This is a genomic window from Streptomyces sp. NPDC001606, from assembly GCF_053596835.1.
The window spans coordinates 245,263-267,121 of record NZ_JBSFHC010000005.1 but is presented as its reverse complement, the minus strand read 5'-3'; the positions used below and the strand labels follow the sequence as shown (position 1 = coordinate 267,121).

The following is a 21,859-nucleotide window of genomic DNA, read 5'->3' as shown; positions in this document are numbered from 1 at the left end:
TCATGCCCGCCCCGGCCCGCCGGTGCGCCGCAGCCGGCCCCCCAGCCGGTAGGCGGCTCCCGCACCGGCCCCGGCGACGAGGATGCCGCCGGCCACCAGCGCGGGGACCGAGCCGCCGAGGCTGCCTCCGGTTCCGGCCCCGACTCCGTGCTGCACCGCGGCCGGGGCACAGCCGTCGGCGGCGCGCGGCTCGCGGCAGCCGTGGTCGTCGTACTCGGGGACGAGCGGGTGGGTGTCCGAGTGGGTGTCCGCATGGGTGTCACCGTGAGTGTCACCAGGGGTGTCGCCGTGGGCGTTCCCCGGGGCGTCGCCGTGGTCGGACGGTTCGGGGTGGGCGCTCCAGGGCTGGGCGGCCTTGCCGGGGGCGGCGGGGCAGGCGCCGTCGACGCTCGACGCGGTGTCCTCGCCGCCGCCCGCCGGGTCGCCGACAGGATCGCAGGTCATGGAGAAGGTGCCGGGGCCGGCCTCGGCGGGGTCCGCGGCGGCGGGCCCGGCTATGGCGAGCGAGGCGCCCACGGCGAGGGCGACGGACAGGGCTCGGGCGGTGCTGCGCATCGGCGGGCTCCTCGGCGAGCGGTGACGGATGACGCGGGGCGGACGGCGGTACGGCGGTTGCGCGGCGCGTGTGTGCCCTCGCTGCCATCACAGCCCGGCGGGCGGCGTACCGCGCGCGGCCGGAGCCCATTCGCGGGACAGACGCGGCCGACCGGGTGACAGCAGGACCGCCGCCACCTCCCGGAGGTTTTCCGGCCGCCGCCCAGGTGACTCGGTATCCGCTGACCGGATCGTCCGTTCCGCATGCACGGGGAGGTCCCCTCGATGAGCACCAAGGTCTCCGACCACATTCTGGAGCGGCTGCGCGCCTGGGGCGTGGAGCAGGTCTTCGGCTATCCCGGTGACGGCATCAACGGGCTGCTCGCCGCCTGGGGCCGGGCCGAGGACAAGCCCCGGTTCATCCAGTCCCGGCACGAGGAGATGTCCGCCTTCGAGGCGGTCGGGTTCGCGAAGTTCAGCGGCCGTATCGGGGTGTGCGCGGCGACCTCGGGGCCGGGCGCCATCCATCTGCTGAACGGGCTGTACGACGCCAAGCTGGACCATGTGCCGGTGCTGGCGATCGTCGGCCAGACGAACCGGACCGCGATGGGCGGCTCCTACCAGCAGGAAGTCGACCTGCACACGCTGTACAAGGATGTCGCCTCGGACTTCGTGGAGACCGTGACGGTGCCCGAGCAGCTGCCGAACGTGCTGGACCGGGCGATCCGCACGGCCTACGCGCGGCGCTCCCCGACCGCGCTGATCATCCCGGGCGATGTGCAGGAGCTGGACTACTCGCCGCCGACGCACGCGTTCAAGATGGTGCCCTCCAGCCTGGGCATGAGCGACTACACGGCCACGCCGACGGACGATGCGCTGCGCCGCGCGGCGGACGTGCTGAACGCGGGCGACAAGGTGGCGATCCTCGTCGGGCAGGGCGCGGCCGGCGCGGTCGCGGAGGTGCAGGAGATCGCCGAGCTGCTCGGCGCGGGCGTCGCGAAGGCGCTGCTCGGCAAGGACGTGCTCAGTGACGAGCTGCCGTACGTCACCGGGCCGATCGGACTGCTGGGCAGCCGGCCGTCGTACGAGCTGATGCGGGACTGCGACACCCTGCTGACCATCGGTTCGTCCTTCCCGTACACGCAGTTCATGCCGGAGTTCGGCAAGGCGCGCGGGGTGCAGATCGACATCGACCCGCACATGATCGGCATGCGGTATCCGTACGAGGTGAACCTGGTCGGCGACGCGCAGGCGACGCTGCGGCGGCTGATCCCGCTGCTGAACGCCGACCGGGGCGGGCGCGAGTGGTACGACACGGTGTGCGCGAACGTACGGCGCTGGCACGAGACGATGGAGCGGCGGGCGGGGCTGTCTGCGGACCCGATCAACCCCGAGTACGTCGCCCGGGCGCTGGACCCGCTGCTGCCGGACGACGCGATCCTGACCTCGGACTCGGGCTCGGTGGCGAACTGGTACGCCCGGCACATCACCATGCGGCCGGGCATGCGGGGTTCGCTGTCGGGGACGCTGGCGACGATGGGGCCGGGGGTGCCGTACGCGATCGGGGCGAAGTTCGCGCACCCGGACCGTCCGGTGGTCGCGCTGGTCGGCGATGGCGCCATGCAGATGAACGGGCTGGCGGAGATGATCACGGCGGCGAAGTACCAGGACCGCTGGTCGGATCCGCGGCTGGTGGTGGGCGTGTGGAACAACCGCGATCTGAACCAGGTGACCTGGGAGATGCGGGCGATGGAGGGTGCTCCTTCCTTCCTGCCCTCGCAGGAGATCCCGGACGTGCAGTACGCGGCGTTCGCGCGGTCGCTGGGGCTGACCGGGGTGCGGGTGGAGAAGCCCGAGGACGTCGAGGCGGGCTGGCGGGCGGCGCTGGCCGCCGACGGGCCGGCCGTGATCGAGTTCCTCACCGATCCCGCCGTACCCCCGATTCCGCCGCACGCCACCTGGGAGCAGATGGAGGCCACGGCCGCGTCCATCCTGAAGGGCGACGCGGACCGGGGCTCGGTCATCAAGCAGGGGCTGAAGGCGAAGATGCAGGAGTTCCTGCCGGGCCGCGACAAGCACTAGCAAGTGGCGCTGGTAACCCCCGCCGCCCGGCAGGGAACCCTAGCCGCGACGGCCGGGGAGCGTCAGGGCGGTCAGGCCGAGGGCGAGGACGGCCAGCCCGCACCAGGAGGCGGCGGGCAGGGTCTCACCGAGGACGGTGACGCCCAGGACCGCGGCCACGGCGGGCTCGGCCAGGGTCAGTGTCGTCGCGACCGACGCCGGGGTGCGGCGCAGTCCGTGTCCGAAGAGCCGGTAGGCCAGGAAGCCGCTGAACAGGGCCAGGTAGCCCGCCACCGCGGCGCCCCGGACGGTGCCGAGCCAGTGCGGGCCGGCGGCCAGGACGAGCGGGACGCAGAGCAGCCCGGCCGCGCCGAAGAGCACGCCCATGACCGTGCCGGACGGGTGTCCGCGGGTGATGAGGGTGCCGGCGATCAGCGAGTAGCCGGCGTAGGACAGCCCGGCGCCCGCGGCGAGCGCGATGCCGGCGAGGTCCGTCGGGGCTGTGTCACCGCTGAGGGTGGGGCCCAGCACCAGAAGGGTGCAGCCGAGGACGGCGGCCGCGGTGGCGCCGGTCCAGCGGGCGGTCGGCCGGGACCGGCCGGTGAGCCAGGACAGCAGGCCGGTGAAGACCGGTGCGCTGCCCAGTGCGATCACGGTCGCCACGGCCACGCCGGTGCGGGCGACCGCCGGGTAGAAGGTGACGGGATAGCCGGCCACCGCGAGGGCGCCGAGGACGAGCAGCCGGCGCTCGGCGCGGGTGCAGGCGGCCGGCAGCGAGCGGGCGCCGCGGGCGGTCAGGAACAGCAGCAGCCCGCCGAGCGCGAGCCCGGCGCAGCCGATGGCCACGGCCGGTGCGCCGGCCGGTGCCAGGGAGGCTGCGGTTCCGGTCGTGCCCCACAGCACGGCCGAGGCGAGGATCGGTGCGGGTCCGCCGAGGAGGCGGGTACGGGAACGGCGCGGGCGCGTTGCGGCGGCCGCGGCAGGAGTGGTGAGGGTGGTGTGGTCCGGCACGGTCACGGTCGTGGCCTTCTGTCGTCACGGCGTTTCGGGACTTCGCGTCGAAACGGGCGCACGACAGGAACCCCTGACCGCCTGGTGGGGCCGGTCGGGGCCGGGAGCCGGTCGTCGCTGTCTGCGCCCTCAGGCGCCGAGCGGCGGAAGGGTGACGTGCCAGTAGGTGTTCACCCGCGCATCGTAGCTGCTCGCAGTCGGTGCACGGGCTCCCGTATCCGCGCCCGGCACTCGTCGGGGACGGGCTGTTATGCGGCTGTCTGGACGGGTACGCGTGTGCGCACCGAGCCGATCGGTGGCCACGATGCGGATCTTCGACCCTCTTGGAGGAGGACATGCAGCGAGGCAGTGACCGGTTGAACGTCCACCGGGACGACGAGATGAAGCACGAGTTGCGGGGCATGCTGCGGTCCGGGCATCCGACGCGGGTCGAGGAGTGGCACGACGTGGAGCCGGCCGCCGACGACGACCCGGAGGTGACCAGCGGACCGGTGGGCGGACTGGGCGCACCGGCGTCGCTGGAGCGGACGCGGCTGGAGCTGGCCCGGCACCTGAGCCGGCACGCGTTCCCGGCACGGGCCGGGGATCTGGCCCGGTCGCTGCGCCGGGGCAACGCGCCCGGCGCCCTGGTCGACGCGGTGGCCCGGCTGCCGCACGGGGACCGCTTCGACACGGTGAGCCAGCTGGCCGAGGCGCTGGTGGGCGGCGCATGAGCCGAGACCAGGCGGCGGACATCGCGCGCGGCACGACCGTGGACGTCGGTGATGTCACCACGCGGTTTCTGCTCTACGGGCTGCTGCCCGGCTGGTTCGTGCCGGGGCTCGCCGACTGGGCGATGCACCGGCGCACCAGGATCGAGGACACGGCGGGGACGAAGGAGTCCCTGATCCACTCGCTGATGATGGCGGAGGTCGGCCTGCCCATCGCGCTGACCCTGCGCTACGAGGTGAACCCGCTGCTGCTGGCCGTGCAGCTGGGTGCGGCCGCGGTGCACGAGGCGACCGCGCTGTGGGACGTACGCACGGCCGTGGACAGCGACCGCGAGGTGCGGCCGGTCGAGCAGCACATCCACAGCTTTCTGGAGTCGCTGCCGTTCGGGGGGCTGGCCTCGCTGATGTGCCTGCACTCCGACCAGGTGCGGTCACTGCTGCGGGGCGGGCGCGGCGACCCGGACGCATGGCGTCTGGTCCGCCGCCGGCGGCCGCTGTCCCCCGGCTATCTGGCCGGGATCGGCCTGGCGATCGGCGCATGTGTGCTGCTGCCGTACGGCGAGGAGCTGCTGCGCTGCCGGCGGGCGGCGCGGGCGAGGAAACGGAACCGGTGAAAGGAGGCGGAGAATCGTGCGTATCGCGTTTCTGGTGGCGCCCGAGGGCGTCGAGCAGGTGGAGCTGACCGAGCCGTGGAAGGCGGCCTCCGACGCCGGGCACGAACCGGTGCTGGTGTCGACGAAGGCCGGGAAGATCCAGGCGTTCGACCATCTGGACAAGGCGGACACGTTCCCCGTGGACGAGGTGGTGGGCGAGACCTCGGCGGGCTCGTTCGGCGGGCTGGTACTGCCGGGCGGGGTGGCCAATCCGGACTTCCTCCGGATGGACGAGAAGGCCGTCGCCTTCGTCCGCGACTTCTTCGAGGGGGGCCGGCCGGTCGCGGCGATCTGCCACGCCCCGTGGACGCTGGTGGAGGCGGACGTCGTACGGGGCCGGGTGCTGACCTCGTGGCCGAGCCTGCGCACGGACATCCGCAACGCGGGCGGCACCTGGGTGGACGAGCGGGTCAAGATCTGCGACCACGGCTCCAACCAGCTGGTGACCAGCCGTAAGCCGGACGATCTGAAGGCGTTCTGCGACGCGTTCCTGCATGTCTTCGCCGGGGAGCCCGGCTGACGGACCTACCGCGCGTCAGGGGCCGGCCCGCTCGGGCCGGCCCCTGACGCCTGTCCGGGCGCCGGTCAGGTACCGGAGGTGCCCGGAGCCGCCGCCTCTGCGCAGCTGCGCTCCCGGGCGCCCTCGCGGGTGCGGCCCGCGCTGACCAGGCGGCGCGGGTTGCGGCGCAGGTACTCGCCCTCCAGCTGGGCCATGCGCTCGTTGTGGGCGCGCAGCGCGTCGTTCGAGCCGTACAGGAGGGTGTCGTGGCGTGTGCGGTGGATCGTCTCCAGCTCCTTCATGAGCTGCTGGTCGTCCAGTCGGCTGGGCTCGACTCCGGTCATGGTGTTCCCCGCTCGTCGTGTTCGTGTCTGCGGTCCGGGTACCCGCCCGGCATGCAATGCCTCCGAGCGATGTCCGGGAGGAATCCATGGAGCTAGGGTTCTTGAATCCACTGTACGAACATCCGGGGTCGTGGGCCTCCGCATATGTGGACACCTCCCTGCACACCGAGGACCAGCAGCAGCGGCGCCATCTGATCGCCCAGTCGGTGGCCCGGGAGCTGGCCGCGCAGGGAGCGGACGAGGCCACCTGCCGGGCGGTGTTCGAGGCCGCCGAGCGGCTGCGGCACGCGCCCGAGCCGTACGGCAGGGCCGTGTTCGCCCGGGACGGCGAGGTGGTCCTGGAGGTGCCGCTGACCTCGGGACCGCAGGACGCCGAGGCGTACTGGGGCACGCTGCCCCGGGTGACGCCGCTGCTGGACCTGGCCGGTGAGGATCCGGTGTCGCTGGTGGCCTATATCGACCGCACGGGCGCGGTCCTCGAGCTGCGCAGCGCGCTGCTGCACGAGGAGGCCGGGCAGGTGACCGGCCGGCAGTGGCCGATGCACCGGTCGAAGGCGTCCGACTGGTCGGAGCGGCACTTCCAGCTGAAGGTCGAGAACACCTGGGAGCACAACGCCCGCGAGATCGCCGGGGCGCTGGCGGCCTGTCAGGAGGAGACCGGCGCCGATCTGCTGATCCTCTGCGGGGAGGAGCGGGAGTGCCGCTCGGTGCACGAGCAGCTGCCCCAGCAGCTCCAGGACCGTGCCGTCGCCGCGGCGCACGGCAGGGGCAGCCGGCTGCTGCCCGAGGAGGTCGCGGAGATCCGCGCCCGGCATGTGCGGGAGCGGCTGCTGGCCGAGGTGGAGCGGTACCGGGCGGCCCGGGCGCCGAAGGCGCAGGCGCGGGCGGCGGCCGTGGAGGGCGTGCCGGGGCTGATCGAGGCGGCGCGGGAGCACCGGCTCGCGGAGCTGCTGATCCGCCCGGACGCGCCGGACACCGGCCGTGAGGTGTGGATCGGTGAGGATCCGGACCAGCTGGCCGCCCGGCGCACCGAGTTGCGGAACCTCGGTGAGCGGCAGGCGTGGCCGGCCCGCGCCGACGACGCGCTGGTCCGGTCGGCCGTGGTGACGGGCGCTCCGGTGGTGTCCCTGACGCCGGTGCTGGAGGAGACCGGGGACGAGGTGCCGGCCGGCGGGCTGGGTGCGCTGCTGCGCTGGAAGTGAGGTGCCGGGAGCGGGGTGGGGCGGGCCGTCGGGCCCGCCCCACCCCGTGTACGTCCTGCGGTCCTAGCGGACCCGCTCCACCCGGCGTTCGTCCCAGACCGGTTCGGGGGTCTCGCGGACGCGGCCGTCGCTGCCGAAGACGAGGAAGCGGTCGAAGGAGCGGGCGAACCAGCGGTCGTGGGTGACGGCGAGGACCGTGCCCTCGAAGGCCTCCAGGCCTTCCTGGAGCGCCTCGGCGGATTCCAGGTCGAGGTTGTCGGTGGGCTCGTCCAGCAGCAGGGCGGTGGCGCCGGCCAGCTCCAGGAGGAGGATCTGGAAGCGGGCCTGCTGACCGCCGGACAGCCGGTCGAAGCTCTGCTCGGCCTGCTGGGTGAGTTCGTAGCGGCGCAGCCGGGACATGGCCGCGCCCCGGTCCTGGGCGTGTTCCTTCCAGAGGATGTCGAGCAGCGTGCGGCCGGCCAGCTCGGGGTGGGCGTGGGTCTGCGCGAAGTGGCCGGGGACGACGCGGGCGCCGAGCTTCCATTGCCCGGTGTGGGCGACGTCCTCGCCCGCGAGCAGGCGCAGGAAGTGCGACTTGCCCGAGCCGTTGGAGCCGAGGACGGCGACCCGTTCGCCGTAGAAGACCTCCAGGTCGAAGGGGTGCATCAGGCCGGTCAGACCGAGTCCGGTGCAGGTGATGGCGCGGACGCCGGTGCGGCCGCCCTTCAGACGCATGGTGATGTCCTGCTCGCGCGGCGGCTCGGGCGGCGGCCCGGCCTCCTCGAACTTGCGCAGCCTGGTCTGCGCGGCCGCGTACCGGGAGGCCATCTCGTGGCTGACGGCGGCGGCCTGGCGGAGGTTGATCACGAGCTTCTTCAGCTGGGCGTGCTTCTCGTCCCAGCGGCGGCGCAGCTCCTCGAAGCGGGCGAAGCGTTCGCGGCGGGCCTCGTGGTAGGTGGCGAAGCCGTCGCCGTGCACCCAGGCGTCGGCGCCCGCCGGGCCCGGCTCGACGGAGACGATCCGCTGCGCGGCGCGGTCGAGGAGCTCCCGGTCGTGGGAGACGAACAGCACGGTCTTGCGGGTGGTTTGGAGCTGCTCCTCCAGCCAGCGCTTGCCGGGGACGTCGAGGTAGTTGTCCGGCTCGTCGAGCAGCAGCACCTCGTCGGTGCCGCGCAGCAGGGCCTCCAGCACGAGCCGCTTCTGTTCGCCGCCGGAGAGGGTGCGCACCTGCCGCCACTGGGCGCGCTCGTACGGCATGCCGAGCGCGGCCATGGTGCACATGTCCCACAGGGTCTCGGCCTCGTAGCCGCGCACCTCGGCCCAGTCGGCGAGGGCCTGCGCGTAGCGCAGCTGGGCGGCCTCGTCGTCGACCGTCATGATCGCGTGCTCGGCGGCGTCCACGGCCTCGGCCGCGGCGCGGATCCCGGGCGGGGCGACCGAGACGAGCAGGTCGCGTACGGTCGTCTCGTCCCGTACGGAACCGACGAACTGGCGCATCACGCCGAGGCCACCGCTGACGGTGACCGTGCCGCCGTGCGGCTTCAGCTCCCCGGAGATCAGCCGCAGCAGGGTGGTCTTTCCGGCGCCGTTGGGTCCGACGAGGGCGACGGCGGTGCCCTCGCCGACCCGGAAGGACACATCTCCGAGGAGGGTCCTCCCGTCGGGGAGGTGGTACTCGAGATGCGCGGCTTCCAGGTGTCCCATGGGGCGGAATTCTCCGGGGTGACCGGGGACGGAGGCAAACGGGTTGGGCGGCGGTCAGGGTCGCAGGGGCTCGCCCGTGGGCCCCGGCTCGCCCGTCGGGGCGATGGTGGCGCCCTGCCAGCTCAGTGCCGTCCAGCCGTCGGCCGGGGTGCCCTCCAGGGTCACCACGCCGGTGTTGGCGAGAGGGCGGGCGGCGGCGAAGGAGACGCCGATGTTCCCGGCGCGGGCGGCGGTCCACACCCGGATGGCGGCGCCGTGGCTGACCATGGCGACGGTCGAGGCGCCGCTCGCGTGGGCCTCGGCGATCACGGCGTCGTAGCGGGCGAGGGCCTCCTCGCCGCTCTCCCCGCCGGGGACGCGCAGTGCGGTGTCGCCGGCCGCCCACGCGAACACGGTGCGCAGGAACAGCTCGCCGCCCGGGGAGTCGCCGGGCTCCATCTCCAGATCGCCGGCGGACAGCTCGCGGATCCCCTCCCGGACCAGGACGTCCATGCCACGGACGGCGGCCAGCGGGGCGGCGGTGAGCCGGGCGCGGATCAGGGGGGAGGCGTAGACGGCCTCGATGTCCTCGTCCGCGAGGGCCTCGGGCAGCGCGGCGGCCTGCCGTTCGCCGAGCGGGGTCAGGCCCGGGCCCGGCGCGGTGGTGTCGAGCAGGCCCCGCACATTGGACGGGGTCTCGCCGTGGCGGACGAGGAGCAGGCGCATCCGACGGTCCCCTCCAACGCAGGAAACGGGCACTTCAGGGTAGCCGCACCCCATGAGCCCAGACGTGGACCTGACTGTTCCGAAGGCCGGCCGGCACGCCCTGCGCGAGCGGCTGCTCGGCCTCGACGCCCAGCTGTTCGAGTCGGCCGCCGCCTGGCACTGGCCCGGCGCCGAGCGCGTGCTGCCGAGGCTCAGCCGGAGCGCCAACCACGGGGTGCTGTGGGGGGCGACGGCCGCCGCGATGGCCTGGAGCCGCACCCCGAGGGCGCGCCGGGCGGCGGTGCGGGGGCTGGCCTCGCTGGCCGTGGCTTCGCTGACGATCAACACGATCGGCAAGCGGTCGGTGCGCCGGCCGCGCCCGGTGCTCGATCCCGTGCCGCTGGTCCGGCGGCTGCGGCGGCAGCCGATCACCACGTCCTTCCCGTCCGGGCACGCCGCGTCGGCGGCCGCCTTCGCGTGCGGGGTCGCGCTGGAGTCCCCCGCGTGGGGTGCGGCGGTGGCGCCGGTGGCGTTCTCGGTGGCGATGTCCCGGGTGTACACGGGGGTGCACTTCCCGAGCGATGTGCTCGCGGGGGCGGCGCTCGGGGTGGGCGCCGCCTTCCTGGTACGACGCCTGGTGCCGACCCGCACCCAGCTGCGGCGGCCCGCCCGGCCGCGCTCCGCGGCGCCCGCGCTGCCGGAGGGCGAGGGGCTGGTGGTGGTCGCCAACCGGGCCTCGGGCACGGCGGACCGGGTGCGCGCGCTGCGGGCGGCGCTGCCGCGGGCGGAGGTCGTGGAGTGCGCGCCCGAGGACGTCGGGGCCGCGCTGGCGGACGCGGCGGCGCGGGCCCGGGTGCTGGGGGTGTGCGGCGGCGACGGCACCGTGAACGCGGCGGCCCTGGTGGCGCTGCGGCACGGTCTGCCGCTGGCGGTGCTGCCCGGCGGCACCCTCAACCACTTCGCGCACGACCTGACGGTGGAGGACGAGCGGGCGCTGGCCCGGGCGGTACGGCACGGGGAGGCGGTCCGGGTGGACGCGGGCCGGTTCGTCTGCGACGGCGCGGAGGGGCTGTTCCTGAACACGCTGAGCCTGGGCGTGTATCCGGAGCTGGTGCGCGAGCGGGACACCTGGTCGTCCCGGATCGGCGGCTGGCCGGCCGGGGTGCTGGGCGCGCTGCGGGTGCTGCGCGCGCACAAGCGGCCGCTGCAAGTGGAGGTGGGGGACGAACGCCGGGCGCTGTGGCTGCTGTTCGTCGGCAACGGCGTCTACCACCGGGTGGGGCTCGCTCCGGGCCGGCGTACGGATCTGGCGGACGGGCTGCTGGACGTGCGGGTGGTGCACGGCGGCCGGCGGCCGGCGCTGCGGTTGCTCGCGGCGGCCCTGGCGGGCCCGCTCACCCGGTCTCCGGCGCATTCCGCGGTGCAGGTGAACCGGCTCCGCCTGTCGGGTGTCGCGCCGGGCACGCCCCTGGCCTACGACGGCGAGGTGACGTCGGTGTCGGGCGAGGTGACGGTGGAGAAGCTGCCGGAGGCCCTGACGGTCTACCGCCCGCTGCGCACGCGGTTCTGACGGCCTTTGACTGACACCTCGTCAGTCCGTATCGCGAAACGGGAGTCTCACCATTCGGCATGGGCGCGTACGGTGATCCGTATCGCCGGCCGCTGCGGCCGGTACGAGGACAAGGGGGCAGCGTCATGCCGAAAGCACAGGAGACCGCCGTCTACACGCACGGCCACCACGAGTCGGTGCTGCGCTCGCACACCTGGCGGACCGCCGCCAACTCGGCGGGCTATCTGCTCGGCTCGATCAAGCCCCATATGAAGATCCTGGACATCGGCTGCGGTCCGGGCACGATCACCGCGGACCTGGCCGAGCTGGTCCCGGACGGGCACGTCACCGGTGTCGACCAGGCGCCGGGCGTCCTGGAGCAGGCCCGCGCGACCGCCGCCGAGCGCGGCCTGCCCAACGTCGACTTCGCGGTCGCCGACGTCCACGCCCTGGACTACCCCGACGACACCTTCTGCGTGGTCCACGCCCACCAGGTGCTCCAGCATGTCGGCGACCCGGTGCAGGCGCTGCGCGAGATGGTGCGGGTGACCCGACCGGGCGGGTACATCGCCGTACGGGACGCGGACTACGCGGCGATGACCTGGTACCCGGAGCTGCCCGGCCTGGACGACTGGCTGGACCTGTACGAGCGGGTGGCGCGGGCCAACGGCGGCGAGCCGGACGCCGGGCGGCGGCTGAAGGCCTGGGCGCTGGCCGCCGGGCTGCGCCGGATCACCGCGACCACCGGCACCTGGACCTTCGCCACCGCCGAGGAGCGGGCCTGGTGGAGCGGCCTGTGGGCGGACCGCACCCTGGCCTCCGCCTACGCCGGACGGGCCGTGCAGGGCGGTCATGCCACCGAGGAGCAGCTGCGGGCCGTATCGGAGGCCTGGCGGGAGTGGGGGCGGCGCGAGGACGGCTGGTTCGCGGTCCTGCACGGGGAGATTCTGTGCCGAAAAGAAGCCTGAACCGCGAATTTCTGGAAACCCGGAATGCAGGAGGTTCACACTATGGTTCCCATCCTGCTGGTACTGCTTCTCGCGCTGATTCTCTTCGGCGTCGGATTCGCGGTAAAGATTCTGTGGTGGATCGCGCTGGCTGTCCTGGTCGTCTGGCTGCTGGGATTCCTGGTGCGCAGTACGGACGCGAGCGGCGGCAGGGGTCGCTGGTACCGATGGTGACCTGAGCTCAGTCACGCGGAAGCAGCGGCCCGAGCGGCCCGAGGTCCAGATTGAGGTCCTCGGGCCGCAGTCCGTAGCGGTCGCACAACTCGCCCATCCGCTCCTCCAGGAGCATCAGCGTGAGCCCGATCCGCTCCTCCTGCGCCTCGGTCAGCTCACCGGTGTCGAACCGGCGCACGGCCTGCCGTTCCATCAGCTGGCGCAGCAGTTCCACGACCGTGAGCACGAGTTTCACCAGGTCCCGTTCGACGGTGTCGGGTTCCAGGTCGAGCCGGCGCGTCCGGTCGGGCGGGGTCACTCGGCCTCCTCGATGGCTTCGGGTTCGAACGGTTCGAACGGTTCGAAGGGGGACGGGACCGACCGGTTCACCGAGCTGATCAGCGCGTTCAGATCGATGCGGACCAGGTCGACGTCCGCGATCCGCAGGGTGATGTCGCCGGTGATGACGACTCCGCCGGCCAGCAGCCGGTCCAGGAGGTCGACCAGCGCGATCTCACGGCGCTCGATGACGGTCACAGCCGCCCCTCCCCCGTTTTCTCACGCGTTTCGGCGCCTGTTTCACCGCGCGATTCCCCGCCCTTTCTCCCGCTCGTTTCTTCGCCCGTTTCTTCGTCCTTTTCTGCCTCCGGCGGCCATCCGGTGAACGAATAGGCGGCCCACGGGCCGGTGAGTTCCACCCGGATTCCCGGTTCCTCGTCCTTCGTGCGGTCCACCAGCTCCACGAATTCCTCGGAATGCGCCCGGGGCACCAGATAGGCGGCGTTCAGCACGTTACGGCCGGGCGCCGCGGACAGCGCGGAGTTCTGCGGGGGGTGCAACCGGGAGTCCTCGGCGTGCCCGGACAGCCGCTGGTGCAGGGAGTGCGCGAACGCCTCGGCGCGCTGCCACCGCTCCTCGTGCGCATGGGTGTGCGCGCGCCGCCGGCGCAGATAGTCGCGGCCGCTCGCGGGCCGTGCCACGGCGGCGGAAACGGGCTCGGCGGACTCGTCCGACCCGGGTTCCAGATACAGCTTCACGCCCCACTCGACCCGGCCCTCCAGCCGTTCGAGGACCTTCCGGAAGTCGTTCTCACGGGCCTCGATCATCACGCGGACCGCGCTGTCGTCCCGGAAGACGGTGGCGAGCCGCAGCGGCAGCGGGGTGGTGACCGTGGTGAGCGCGTCGATCACGCCCTGGTGGGCGCGGGCGGTCGCGGACAGCCAGTCCAGGTCCTCCAGGTGGGCCTTGAGCGCCTCCTCGCAGAAGTCGGCCTCCGGGACCGTGCTGACCACGGCGACCAGCCCGTGGTGGCGCAGCAGCGCCGGCGGGGCACCCCCGATGCCGCTGAGCTGGGATTGCAGAGGCTTGTCGAAGGGGCGGCAGACGGCATACACATACCGCAGTCCGGTCATGGTGCCTCCTCCTTCGGCGCCCGGCCCGGCTCGAGCTCCTCCAGCCGGGCCAGCCGTTCCTTCAGCTCGGCGTTCTCCCGGGCCAGCTCGTCACGGCGGGCCCGGGAGGAGAGTGCGGGGTCGCTCTCCCACCAGTCGATGCCCATCTCCCTGGCCTTGTCCACCGAGGCGACGATCAGACGCAGTTTGATGGTGAGCAGTTCGATGTCGAGCAGGTTGATCCGGATGTCGCCCGCGATGACGACACCCTTGTCGAGCACGCGCTCGAGGATGTCGGCGAGGTTGGCGCCGCCGCCCTGCCCGTAGGGCTCGGGGAACCGGCTGCCGGAGTCGCCGAAGCGGCTGGGGGTCGTCATCGACGGCTCCCGCCTCCCGCGTACTCGGGTTCCTCTTCCTCTTCCTCTTCTTCCTCGTCGTACTCGCCTTCGGGCGCCTCGTCCTCTTCGTCCTCCTCGTACTCCTCCTCGGGCTCCTCACCCTCCTCGGCCTCGTCCTTGTAGGGCTCCTCGTCCTCGTCCTCGTACCGGGGCTCGCGCTCGTCCTCCTCTTCCTCCGATTCCTCCTCTTCCTCGCCCTCCTGCGGCTCCTCGGCCTCTGCCTCGGCGCCCTCGTCCTCCCGCTGCTCCTTCTCCTGCTCCTCCTCGGCCAGGGCGTCCTCGTGGCTCCGCACCACCTCGCCGTCGCGGATCTCGCCGCGCCAGGCGTCCTCCGCCTCGCCCTTGAGGGTGATGAAGCGGGCGAAGTTCTTCAGGTCCAGCCTGACCCGGCGGCCCTGGGCGCGCCAGATATTGCCGGTCTTCTCGAACAGACCGGTCGGGTAGTACTCGATGACCAGCAGGACCCGGGTGAGGTTCTCCTCCAGCCGGTGGAAGGAGACCACGCCCTTGGTGGTGCCCTTGGCGCCCTCCGACGTCCACTGGATGCGGTAGTCGGGTATCTGTTCGGTGGTCTGCGCCTTCCAGCTGCGGCTGGACAGGAAGATCTTCGCCTGCCAGTCGGAGTGGGTGTCGTCGGAGCGGCTCGCGCTCTTCACGCCCTTGGCGAAGCCGCTGAAGTCCTTGTACTGCGTCCACTGGTCGTAGGCGGTGCGCAGCGGTACGCCGACGTCGATGGACTCCATGATGACGGTGGGCTTCTTGCCCGCGCCGCCCTTCTTGCCCTTGCTCCCACCGAGGCCTTTGACGGCGTTCATCACGTTCTCCTTGACACGGGAGCCGCCCAGTTCCAGGGCGGTACGCAGCGGCCCCTTGCCCTCGGCGAGCTTGCGCCCGCCGTCGAGCGCGAGCCCCGCGAATCCAGGGCTCTTGCCTTCGGCGATGTCGTTGAGCTTGCCCGTGGTCTCGCCTAGCTTGCGGCCGAGGCCGGTGAGCATCTTCGTGGCCTGGGCGGCCAGGAAGTCCTGGGCCTCCGCCTTGAGCCGGTCGGCTGCCTCGCTGTGGGCGAGGCCGGCCAGCGGGTTCTCCTCGGCCGCGTCCCTGGCCTTGCCGGCCGCGGACGTGGCGGATCCGACAGCCTCGGTCATCGGTCATCGCCGCCCTTCGACTGCCCCGAGGAGCCGCCGCGGGCGGCGCCGCCCGCGGCGGCCGTCTTCTTCGCGGCCTTCTTGCGGGCCGCGGCCGTCTTCTTCGCCGTCGCCTTCCCGGCGGGGGCCTTCCTGGCGGGGGCCTTCGCCGTCGCCTTCTTGTCGCGCGCCGTCTCGGCCGCCTTCTTGCGCGGCGCGTCGCCCCGCCGGTCGGCCTTCTCACCGCCCTCGCGGCGCGACGAGCCCTCGTCGGAGTCCTCGTCGCCTTGGGCCTCGTCCCGCGGCTCCTCGCCCTCCGGCTCCTCGTCGTCGGACTCGGCGGAACCGGTGCCGGGCACGGCCCCGGCCAGGCCGTCGCGCAGCTGGGAGGTGCGGTTGTGCAGGCGGTCGGCGAGCGCGTTCATCTGCCGCTCCGCCAGGGCCCCGGAGGCGGCCTTGCCGGCCCCTCGCAGGTCCTGGCGTATCTGGTCTCCGATCTCCTTGAACTGCGGGTTGTTCTTCAGTTGCTGGCTCGCCAGGTCCGCGAGCATCTTCGGACTGAGGTTGAGCTTCTTCCCGGCGACCAGGGATCCGACCGCGAGGGCCATCTTGAGTTTCTTCGTCCGTCCCAGGAAGTATCCGGCCCCAACCGCGAGGCCCAGTGCCGTTCGGTTCATGTCACATCCCGTCGCCTGTGGGGTGGCCGGAGCCAAGCGCGGTCTCCAGCCGGTCGAGCAGTTCGTCCTCGCGCCGCTCGAACTCCTCCTCGGTGATCTCACCCGCCTCCAGCCGCTCTTCCAGCCGGGCGAGCTCGGCCCGCACGGTGGCGGGGTCGTAATAGATCCGTTCCGCCTCCCGGAGCAGCTGCCGGACCACCCATCCGGTGCCGCGTACCGGCGCGAACGGCAGCAGCAGCACCTCGCCGATCAGTCCCACGGGGGCCTCCTTCCGACCGCGCCCCGGCCGCTATCGCGCTCCGCTGCCGGCATCGGCCGTGCTGCTCGCGGGCTGGGCCGGGCCGGGGTCCACGAAGCTGTACGGCGGCAGCGGGCCGTTGGCCCGCAGGTCGAGGTGCGGATGACTGTCCCGGATCCGCTCCACGGCGGCCAGGAACTCGGTGGCGCCGTCCCGGGGCACCAGGAAGGACACGTTGAGCAGCCAGCCGGTGGACTCGGGGCCCGCGCTGACCGCGGCGGCGGCCGGCTCCAGCAGGGCGATCACCTCGGCGGCGTCCTCGCTCTCCTGGGCCTTGACGGCGGCCGCGACCATTTCGCCGAGGCGGAGCTTGGCCTCGTAGCCGCCGCCGCCCGCCCGCCGGTTCTCCTCGGCGAGGGCGCGGATGTCCGCGTGCTCGGCCATCACCCGGTGCAGCACCGCGTCCTCGACATGGGTGGCCTTGACGTTGTACTCGACCTTGCCGTCCAGGGCCGCGAGGCGTTCCCGGTAGTGCTCCTCGCGCTCGGCGAGGACCGCGGTGACGGCGTCGTCGTCGGGGGCGACGCTGCCGAACCGCATGGGCAGCACGCAGCCCGCCGCACCCGCCGCGGCGAGCACGTTCTGGTGGGCGAGCAGATCCCTGCGCCTGGCGCGGAGCCCCTCGGGGGCGTCGCTGACCACGGCGGCCAGCTCGCCCGTGGTGAGGGTGCGCACCGGCTCGGGCGGATCGCCCACACCGGTCATCCCCTCGGAGAGTGGCGGGTGCGACCGCGCGGTGATGCCGTAGACGTAGGTGCTCACTCCTGCTCCTCCTTCCGGCGGGTCGGTGCCTTGCGCGGCCGCGGCCGGGATTCTTCCTCTGCCTCGCCGCGGGCCTGCTTGAAGGCGTCGGAGACGGTCTGCGCGGCGCCGGACAGCGCGCCCTTGGCCTTGCCGCGGGCGCCGTCCTCGGTGATCTCACCGACGATCTCGGGCAGGCCGGGGGACTTGTTCGGGCCGGCCTCCAGGTCGAGGCGGTTGCACGCCTCGGCGAAGCGCAGATAGGTGTCGACGCTGGCCACGACGACCCGTACGTCGATCTTCAGAATCTCGATGCCGACCAGGGACACGCGTACGAACGCATCGATGACGAGCCCTCGGTCGAGCACCAGCTCCAGTACGTCGTACAGGCCACTCGTGCCGCCTGCGCCGCCGGACTGCTGTGCCGGGACAACGGTCATGCGGCCGTTCCTCCTCTTGGTTGGTTTCGGGCGGCGGCCTAGCGGCCGCCGGACCGTCGGGCGTCGGCCCGCCCGCGCTCGTAGCGGCTCACCCGGCGGTAGCCGGTGAGCCGGCCCTGCGGGTCCAGCTCGACCTGGTAGCTCGCCATCAGGCTCATCGTGTCGGGGACACGGGCGAGTTCCAGCACCTCCACCTCCACCGCCCACCCGTCCTCGGTCTGCTCGAAGGCGGACACCGACTCGGGGGCGTATCCGGTGAGTTCGGCGAGCTGGGTGCGGGCCTGGCGCAGTACCTCCATCGGCTCCGGCCGTGGGGCGTCCGCGCCACTGTCCGGGGTGCCGTGCACCTCCCGTGACTTCTGGGCTTTCTGTGAACTCTGTGGCTTATCCGTGTGATCTGTGTTCGACATGGCACCTCTCCCTGCGAGTGGCCGTTCATCCCTTGGCCAAACCTTCAGTGCCGCATCTCGGTGAGGCGGCGCCGGGCCGGTCCCAGGGAGCGGCCGCGGCTGGCGAGTCCGTCCCAGGGTCCGCTGCGGGCCTGGTCGGCGGCGTCGGCGATGGTCCAGCGGCGCGCGTCGAGGCCGGGGTCGTCCAGTTGCTCCCAGGACAGGGGCACGGCGACGGGGGCGCCGGGGCGGGCGCGGACGGTGTAGGGGGTGACGGCGGTCTGGGCGTAGGCGTTGCGCTGGACGTCGAGGTAGAGACGGTCACCGCGGTCGTCCTTGCGGGCGGCGGTGGTGAGCCGGTCGGGGTGGCGGGACACGGCGAACTCGGCGAGGTCGCGGGCGAACCGCCGTACCTCGTCGACGTGGTGACGGCCGTCGAGCGGGACGACGAGGTGCACTCCGCGCGAGCCGGTGGTCATCGGGGCGGCGGGCAGTCCCAGGTCGTCCAGCAGCTCGTGCAGCCAGTGGGCGGCCTCGCGGACGGGGGCGAAGTCCTCGCCCGGCGGGTCCAGGTCGAGGACCAGCCGGTCGGGATGGTCGGGGCCACGGGCCCGGTCGGTGCGGGACAGCCAGCGGTGCAGGGTGAGGCAGGCCTGGTCGGCGAGGTGGAGGAGGGTGGCGGTGTCGTCGCAGACGACATGGGTGACGGTGCCGCCCTCCTTGGCCACCTCGGCCCTGGTGATCCAGTCCGGGTAGTGCTCCGGGGTGTGCTTCTGCATGAACCGCTGCCCGCCGACCCCGTCCGGATACCGCTCCAGCATCAGCGGGCGGCCCCGCACGTGCGGCAGCAGATACCGGGCGACGGACCGGTAGTAGTCGGCGAGGTCGCCCTTGGTGTACTCGGGCGCACCCGCGCCGGCCGGGAAGAGGACCTTGCCGGGCCGCTGGATCGCGACCGTGCGGCGGCCCGCCCGGATGTGCCGTGCGGCACCGCCGCTCACCGCACGATCGCCTCCTCGACCAGCAGTTTCGCGGCCGCCGCGATACCGGCGGCGTCGATCCCGGCCGCGTGCAGCTGTTCGTCGGGCGCGGCCGAGCCCGGCATGGTGCGTACGCCGAGCCGGACCAGCCGGGGCACGGGCCGGCCGTCGGCGAAGGCCTCCGCGACGGCGTCGCCGATGCCGCCCTCGGGATGGTGGTCCTCCACGGTGAGCAGGCAGCCGGTCTCCTCGGCGGCCCGGTGCAGCGTGGCCGCGTCCACGGGCTTGACCGAGTACAGGTCGACGACCCGGACCGGGATGCCGTCCGCGGCGAGCCGGTCGGCCGCGGCCAGCGCCTCGAACACGGTGACCCCGGCCGCGACGATCGTCAGCCGGTCCTGATCGCTGCTGCGCAGCGTCCTGCTGCCGCCGACCGGGAACTCCTCGTCGGGGCCGTAGATCACCGGGGTCTTGCCGCGCGAGGTGCGCAGATAGCGGATGCCGTCGAGGCCGGCCATCGCGGCGACCAGCCGGGCGGTCTGGTTGGCGTCGCACGGGTAGAGCACGGTCGAGCCGTGCACGGACCGGAACATCGCCAGGTCCTCCAGGCCCATCTGCGAGGGCCCGTCCTGGCCGATGGCGACCCCGGCGTGCGAGCCGACCAGGTTGATGCCGGCGCCGCTGATGGACGCCATCCGCACGAAGTCGTGGGCGCGGGTGAGGAAGGCCGCGAAGGTGGCGGCGTACGGCACCCAGCCGCGGGTGGCCATGCCGACGGCCGAGGCGACCAGCTGCTGCTCGGCGATGTAGCACTCGAAGAAGCGGTCCGGGTGGGCCTTGGCGAACTCCTCGGTGCGGGTGGAGTCCCCGACCTCGCCGTCCAGCGCGACCACGTCGCCGCGGGCGGCGCCGAGCGCGGCGAGGGCGGTGCCGAAGGCGTCCCGGGTGGCGACCTCGTCGCCGGTGTCGTAGCGGGGCAGCCGGAGGACCTCGGTGGTCAGGTCGCGCAGTACGGCGGCGGCGGGCGGTTCGCCGACCCGGAAGCGCACCTGGCGCCGGCCGCCGAGTTCGGCGACGGCCTCGTCGGCGTCCGGCAGCGGCTTGCCGTGGTGGCCCTCGCGGTCCTCGACGGCGGCGACGCCCTTGCCCTTGAGGGTGCGGGCGAGGATGACCGTGGGCTGCCCGGCCGTGGACAGCGCCTCCCCGTACGCCCGGTCGATCGCGTCGACGTCGTGGCCGTCGACCTCGATCGTGTGCCAGTCGAAGGCCTGGAAGCGGCGGGCGTAGGCGTCCAGGTCGTGGCCGTGCCGGGTGGGCCCGCGCTGCCCGAGCCGGTTGACGTCGACGATCGCGACCAGGTTGTCGAGCCGCTCGTACCCGGCGTGTTCGGCGGCCTCCCAGACCGAGCCCTCGGCCAGCTCGCTGTCCCCGCACAGCACCCACACCCGGTGGCCGTTGCGCTCCAGCCGCTTGCCGGCCAGAGCGATGCCGACCCCGACCGGCAGGCCCTGGCCGAGCGAGCCGGTGGCGGTCTCCACCCACGGCAGCCGGCGGGGCGTGGGGTGGCCCTCCAGCCGGCTGCCGAGCTTGCGGAAGGTGACCAGCTCGCCGTCCTCGATGGCCCCGGCCGCCTTGTACGCGGCGTACAGCAGCGGCGAGGCGTGTCCCTTGGACAGGACGAAGCGGTCGTTGGCGGGGTGGTCGGGGCGTTCGAAGTCGTAGCGCAGATGGTGGGCGAGCAGCACGGCGAGCAGGTCGGCCGCGGACATCGAGGACGTGGGGTGGCCCGAGCCCGCGGCGGCGGACGCCCGCACGCTGTCCACGCGCAGCTGCTGTCCCAGGGCGGCGAGTTCGTCGGTCTTCATCGGTCTCCTCGGTCTCGTTGCACGAAGTCGTCGGGATGGCGCCCGGCAGGAGTGCCGGCCGGTCGATCGGGGGGCCCGCCCGGGATCCGGGCGAGTTCCGGGGAGGCGGTGTCCAGCGGCACCGACCAGGCGCGGACGAGGCCCAACTGGACGCCCTGGCGGGGCAGTACGGCGTCCAGCAACCAGTCGGCCGCGACCCGGACGCGGTTGCCCGGCAGCGCGGCCAGGTGGTAGGCGCGGGTGACCAGGCCGGCCGCCGGCCCGGACAGCGGCACGCCGAACGGGTCGGCGGCGGCCCGCACGCCGCCGAGATCGACGGCGAAGCCCAGCTCGCGATGGCGGTAGGGGCGCCGGCGCCGGCCGAGGCCCAGTGAGGCGGCCACGTTCTCGCCGGCCACCCGGCCCTGCCGCCAGGCGTGCTGGGCGGTCATCGTGGTGAACTTCCCCGGGGCCCGCGGATCGGGTACGGCGGCCGCGTCACCGCAGGCGAACACCTCGGACCGGCCGGGCACCCGCAGATGCTCGTCGACGACCAGCCGTCCGCGCTCCAGCGGCTGCCCGACCGCCTCGACCAGCGGGTCGGGCCGCACGCCGACGCACCACACCAGGGTCCGGGAGGCGACGGCCCGGCCGTCGGTGAGCCGCACCCCGTCGTGCGTGGCCTCCTGCACCGAGGTGCCCATGCGGACCTCGACCCCGCGCGCCCGCAGCACCCGGTCCGCCGTACGGGAGAGCCGCTCGTCCATCTCCGGCAGCACCCGCCGCGCCACGTCCAGCAGGATCCAGCGCGGCCGCACGCCTTCCGGCAGCCGCTGCCGCCGGGCCAGCCGGTCGGTGAGCAGCTGCATGTGCGCGGCCACCTCGGTGCCGGTGTAGCCGGCGCCCACCACGACGAACGTGCACCGGGCGGCGCGGACGTCCGGGTCGTCACAGACACCGGCGAGTTCGATCTGCCGGGTCACGTGATCGCGCAGGTAGAGCGCCTCGGGCAGCCCGCGGAAGCCGTGCGCGTGCTCGGCGACCCCCGGGATCGGCAGCAGCTTGTTCACACTGCCGACGGCCAGCACCAGCCGGTCGTAGCGGAGGGTGCCGGCGCCGCCCTCGGGGTCGGTGTACCGCACCGTACGGCCGTCGAGATCGACCCCGTCCGCCTCGCCCAGCACCAGCCGCACCCCGTGCAGCGTGCCCGGCAGCGAGACGGTGACCCGGCGGGCCTCCAGGACACCGGCCGCGACCTGCGGCAGCAGCGGCAGGTACAGGAAGTAGTCGGTGGGGTTCAGCAGCGTGATGTCGGCCCGGTTCCGGGTGAGCCGGGCCAGGGTGCGGGCAGCCCGGTACCCGGCGAAACCGGCGCCGACGATCACGATGTGAGGTCGGCTCACGGTGCGCCTCCGGCGGTATGGCTGTGGTGCGGCTCGGACACGGCTCGTCCGAGGCATTCCGCGTAACCGGGGCGGGGGCACCCA

At 73.3% G+C, this 21,859-nt stretch carries 25 protein-coding genes and 1 pseudogene; 8 read left to right on the top strand and 18 right to left on the bottom strand.

Features of this window, described 5'->3' with window-relative positions:
- Positions 1-555: a hypothetical protein gene (locus ACWCV9_RS12840; protein ID WP_450786093.1), complete on the bottom strand. Its 555-nt coding sequence runs from the start codon at positions 553-555 to the stop codon at positions 1-3.
- Between the two features lie 264 nt (positions 556-819).
- Between ACWCV9_RS12840 and ACWCV9_RS12835 the strand changes: the two genes are divergently transcribed.
- The gene (locus tag ACWCV9_RS12835) at positions 820-2,616 is read left to right on the top strand and encodes a thiamine pyrophosphate-requiring protein (RefSeq protein WP_450786092.1); all 1,797 of its coding nucleotides are present in this window, start codon (positions 820-822) and stop codon (positions 2,614-2,616) included.
- A gap of 39 nt (positions 2,617-2,655) precedes the next feature.
- On the opposite strand, the gene ACWCV9_RS12830 is transcribed toward ACWCV9_RS12835, so the two are convergent.
- Positions 2,656-3,612 (bottom strand): DMT family transporter, encoded by a 957-nt coding sequence (locus ACWCV9_RS12830; RefSeq protein WP_450786090.1) that lies wholly within the window; start codon positions 3,610-3,612, stop codon positions 2,656-2,658.
- Positions 3,613-3,941: 329 nt separating this feature from the next.
- Here ACWCV9_RS12830 and ACWCV9_RS12825 point away from each other — a divergent pair, with 329 nt between their 5' ends.
- From ACWCV9_RS12825 to ACWCV9_RS12815, 3 genes are read left to right on the top strand one after another with little or no spacing between them, the layout of a single operon-like run.
- Complete coding sequence (locus ACWCV9_RS12825) at positions 3,942-4,319, top strand: DUF2795 domain-containing protein (protein ID WP_450786088.1); 378 nt, start codon at positions 3,942-3,944, stop codon at positions 4,317-4,319.
- A complete protein-coding gene (locus tag ACWCV9_RS12820) occupies positions 4,316-4,930 on the top strand; it encodes a diguanylate cyclase (RefSeq protein ID WP_385842896.1) in 615 nt (204 codons plus the stop codon). The genes ACWCV9_RS12825 and ACWCV9_RS12820 overlap by 4 nt, the downstream gene beginning before the upstream one ends.
- 16 nt (positions 4,931-4,946) lie before the next feature.
- Entirely contained in the window at positions 4,947-5,489 is a 543-nt protein-coding gene (locus tag ACWCV9_RS12815; protein WP_450786087.1) for a type 1 glutamine amidotransferase domain-containing protein, read from the top strand.
- 65 nt (positions 5,490-5,554) lie between these two features.
- On the opposite strand, the pseudogene ACWCV9_RS12810 reads toward ACWCV9_RS12815, so the two are convergent.
- Positions 5,555-5,865: pseudogene (locus ACWCV9_RS12810) on the bottom strand (DUF6158 family protein).
- Between the two features lie 33 nt (positions 5,866-5,898).
- Here ACWCV9_RS12810 and ACWCV9_RS12805 point away from each other — a divergent pair.
- The gene (locus ACWCV9_RS12805) at positions 5,899-7,014 is read left to right on the top strand and encodes a baeRF2 domain-containing protein (protein ID WP_450786085.1); all 1,116 of its coding nucleotides are present in this window, start codon (positions 5,899-5,901) and stop codon (positions 7,012-7,014) included.
- A 63-nt stretch (positions 7,015-7,077) separates the two neighbouring features.
- Here the strand turns inward: ACWCV9_RS12805 and ACWCV9_RS12800 are convergent, their stop codons facing one another.
- Both ACWCV9_RS12800 and ACWCV9_RS12795 read right to left on the bottom strand, forming a co-directional pair.
- Entirely contained in the window at positions 7,078-8,697 is a 1,620-nt protein-coding gene (locus ACWCV9_RS12800; protein WP_450786083.1) for an ABC-F family ATP-binding cassette domain-containing protein, read from the bottom strand.
- Between the two features lie 54 nt (positions 8,698-8,751).
- Complete coding sequence (locus ACWCV9_RS12795) at positions 8,752-9,402, bottom strand: histidine phosphatase family protein (RefSeq protein WP_450786081.1); 651 nt, start codon at positions 9,400-9,402, stop codon at positions 8,752-8,754.
- Between the two features lie 52 nt (positions 9,403-9,454).
- On the opposite strand from ACWCV9_RS12795, the gene ACWCV9_RS12790 reads away from it, so the two are divergent.
- The 3 genes from ACWCV9_RS12790 (at position 9,455) to ACWCV9_RS12780 (ending at position 12,111) form a co-directional block, all read left to right on the top strand.
- Positions 9,455-10,951 (top strand): phosphatase PAP2 family protein, encoded by a 1,497-nt coding sequence (locus ACWCV9_RS12790; RefSeq protein WP_450786080.1) that lies wholly within the window; start codon positions 9,455-9,457, stop codon positions 10,949-10,951.
- A 125-nt stretch (positions 10,952-11,076) separates the two neighbouring features.
- Positions 11,077-11,898 (top strand): class I SAM-dependent methyltransferase, encoded by an 822-nt coding sequence (locus ACWCV9_RS12785; RefSeq protein WP_450786078.1) that lies wholly within the window; start codon positions 11,077-11,079, stop codon positions 11,896-11,898.
- A 42-nt stretch (positions 11,899-11,940) separates the two neighbouring features.
- Positions 11,941-12,111, top strand: a complete 171-nt coding sequence (locus ACWCV9_RS12780) for a hydrophobic protein (RefSeq protein WP_450786076.1) — start codon at positions 11,941-11,943, stop codon at positions 12,109-12,111.
- Between the two features lie 7 nt (positions 12,112-12,118).
- Here ACWCV9_RS12780 and ACWCV9_RS12775 read toward each other — a convergent pair whose 3' ends face one another.
- The 13 genes from ACWCV9_RS12775 to ACWCV9_RS12715 are packed head-to-tail and all read right to left on the bottom strand — an operon-like array spanning position 12,119 to position 21,775.
- Positions 12,119-12,409, bottom strand: coding sequence for a gas vesicle protein K (locus tag ACWCV9_RS12775; RefSeq protein WP_450786074.1), 291 nt, complete (start codon positions 12,407-12,409; stop codon positions 12,119-12,121).
- Entirely contained in the window at positions 12,406-12,627 is a 222-nt protein-coding gene (locus tag ACWCV9_RS12770) for a gas vesicle protein (protein ID WP_385842905.1), read from the bottom strand. Before ACWCV9_RS12770 ends, ACWCV9_RS12775 begins: the two co-directional genes overlap by 4 nt.
- Complete coding sequence (locus ACWCV9_RS12765; RefSeq protein WP_450786073.1) at positions 12,624-13,502, bottom strand: GvpL/GvpF family gas vesicle protein; 879 nt, start codon at positions 13,500-13,502, stop codon at positions 12,624-12,626. Before ACWCV9_RS12765 ends, ACWCV9_RS12770 begins: the two co-directional genes overlap by 4 nt.
- A complete protein-coding gene (locus tag ACWCV9_RS12760; protein ID WP_385842907.1) occupies positions 13,499-13,858 on the bottom strand; it encodes a gas vesicle protein in 360 nt (119 codons plus the stop codon). The genes ACWCV9_RS12765 and ACWCV9_RS12760 overlap by 4 nt, the downstream gene beginning before the upstream one ends.
- Positions 13,855-15,024 carry an SRPBCC family protein gene (locus ACWCV9_RS12755; RefSeq protein ID WP_450786071.1) on the bottom strand — a complete coding sequence of 390 codons (1,170 nt, stop codon included), beginning with the start codon at positions 15,022-15,024 and terminating at the stop codon, positions 13,855-13,857. The genes ACWCV9_RS12760 and ACWCV9_RS12755 overlap by 4 nt, the downstream gene beginning before the upstream one ends.
- Positions 15,021-15,680, bottom strand: a complete 660-nt coding sequence (locus tag ACWCV9_RS12750; RefSeq protein ID WP_450786069.1) for a DNA primase — start codon at positions 15,678-15,680, stop codon at positions 15,021-15,023. The genes ACWCV9_RS12755 and ACWCV9_RS12750 overlap by 4 nt, the downstream gene beginning before the upstream one ends.
- Before the next feature lies 1 nt (position 15,681).
- Complete coding sequence (locus tag ACWCV9_RS12745; RefSeq protein WP_450786068.1) at positions 15,682-15,939, bottom strand: gas vesicle protein GvpG; 258 nt, start codon at positions 15,937-15,939, stop codon at positions 15,682-15,684.
- A gap of 30 nt (positions 15,940-15,969) precedes the next feature.
- Positions 15,970-16,740, bottom strand: coding sequence for a GvpL/GvpF family gas vesicle protein (locus ACWCV9_RS12740; RefSeq protein ID WP_450786067.1), 771 nt, complete (start codon positions 16,738-16,740; stop codon positions 15,970-15,972).
- Complete coding sequence (locus tag ACWCV9_RS12735; RefSeq protein ID WP_385842913.1) at positions 16,737-17,159, bottom strand: gas vesicle structural protein GvpA; 423 nt, start codon at positions 17,157-17,159, stop codon at positions 16,737-16,739. Before ACWCV9_RS12735 ends, ACWCV9_RS12740 begins: the two co-directional genes overlap by 4 nt.
- Positions 17,160-17,197: 38 nt before the next feature.
- Positions 17,198-17,569, bottom strand: coding sequence for a gas vesicle protein GvpO (locus ACWCV9_RS12730; protein ID WP_450786065.1), 372 nt, complete (start codon positions 17,567-17,569; stop codon positions 17,198-17,200).
- A gap of 44 nt (positions 17,570-17,613) precedes the next feature.
- Positions 17,614-18,549, bottom strand: a complete 936-nt coding sequence (gene ligD, locus ACWCV9_RS12725) for a non-homologous end-joining DNA ligase (protein WP_450786063.1) — start codon at positions 18,547-18,549, stop codon at positions 17,614-17,616.
- The gene (locus tag ACWCV9_RS12720) at positions 18,546-20,393 is read right to left on the bottom strand and encodes a transketolase (protein WP_450786061.1); all 1,848 of its coding nucleotides are present in this window, start codon (positions 20,391-20,393) and stop codon (positions 18,546-18,548) included. Before ACWCV9_RS12720 ends, ligD begins: the two co-directional genes overlap by 4 nt.
- Positions 20,390-21,775: an NAD(P)/FAD-dependent oxidoreductase gene (locus ACWCV9_RS12715; protein WP_450786060.1), complete on the bottom strand. Its 1,386-nt coding sequence runs from the start codon at positions 21,773-21,775 to the stop codon at positions 20,390-20,392. Before ACWCV9_RS12715 ends, ACWCV9_RS12720 begins: the two co-directional genes overlap by 4 nt.
- Positions 21,776-21,859: the final 84 nt, after the last annotated feature.

What these genes read in the sequence shown, in the direction of transcription:
- ACWCV9_RS12825 (WP_450786088.1), top strand. Translation starts at nt 3,942, where the DNA reads ATGCAGCGAGGCAGTGACCGGTTGAACGTCCACCGGGACGACGAGATG.
- ACWCV9_RS12760 (WP_385842907.1), bottom strand. Translation starts at nt 13,858, where the DNA reads ATGACGACCCCCAGCCGCTTCGGCGACTCCGGCAGCCGGTTCCCCGAG.
- ACWCV9_RS12835 (WP_450786092.1), top strand. Translation starts at nt 820, where the DNA reads ATGAGCACCAAGGTCTCCGACCACATTCTGGAGCGGCTGCGCGCCTGG.
- ACWCV9_RS12780 (WP_450786076.1), top strand. Translation starts at nt 11,941, where the DNA reads ATGGTTCCCATCCTGCTGGTACTGCTTCTCGCGCTGATTCTCTTCGGC.
- ACWCV9_RS12735 (WP_385842913.1), bottom strand. Translation starts at nt 17,159, where the DNA reads ATGACCGTTGTCCCGGCACAGCAGTCCGGCGGCGCAGGCGGCACGAGT.
- ACWCV9_RS12795 (WP_450786081.1), bottom strand. Translation starts at nt 9,402, where the DNA reads ATGCGCCTGCTCCTCGTCCGCCACGGCGAGACCCCGTCCAATGTGCGG.
- ACWCV9_RS12820 (WP_385842896.1), top strand. Translation starts at nt 4,316, where the DNA reads ATGAGCCGAGACCAGGCGGCGGACATCGCGCGCGGCACGACCGTGGAC.
- ACWCV9_RS12755 (WP_450786071.1), bottom strand. Translation starts at nt 15,024, where the DNA reads ATGACCGAGGCTGTCGGATCCGCCACGTCCGCGGCCGGCAAGGCCAGG.
- ACWCV9_RS12805 (WP_450786085.1), top strand. Translation starts at nt 5,899, where the DNA reads ATGGAGCTAGGGTTCTTGAATCCACTGTACGAACATCCGGGGTCGTGG.
- ACWCV9_RS12720 (WP_450786061.1), bottom strand. Translation starts at nt 20,393, where the DNA reads ATGAAGACCGACGAACTCGCCGCCCTGGGACAGCAGCTGCGCGTGGAC.
- ACWCV9_RS12750 (WP_450786069.1), bottom strand. Translation starts at nt 15,680, where the DNA reads ATGAACCGAACGGCACTGGGCCTCGCGGTTGGGGCCGGATACTTCCTG.
- ACWCV9_RS12785 (WP_450786078.1), top strand. Translation starts at nt 11,077, where the DNA reads ATGCCGAAAGCACAGGAGACCGCCGTCTACACGCACGGCCACCACGAG.
- ACWCV9_RS12730 (WP_450786065.1), bottom strand. Translation starts at nt 17,569, where the DNA reads ATGTCGAACACAGATCACACGGATAAGCCACAGAGTTCACAGAAAGCC.
- ACWCV9_RS12840 (WP_450786093.1), bottom strand. Translation starts at nt 555, where the DNA reads ATGCGCAGCACCGCCCGAGCCCTGTCCGTCGCCCTCGCCGTGGGCGCC.
- ACWCV9_RS12790 (WP_450786080.1), top strand. Translation starts at nt 9,455, where the DNA reads ATGAGCCCAGACGTGGACCTGACTGTTCCGAAGGCCGGCCGGCACGCC.
- ACWCV9_RS12765 (WP_450786073.1), bottom strand. Translation starts at nt 13,502, where the DNA reads ATGACCGGACTGCGGTATGTGTATGCCGTCTGCCGCCCCTTCGACAAG.
- ACWCV9_RS12800 (WP_450786083.1), bottom strand. Translation starts at nt 8,697, where the DNA reads ATGGGACACCTGGAAGCCGCGCATCTCGAGTACCACCTCCCCGACGGG.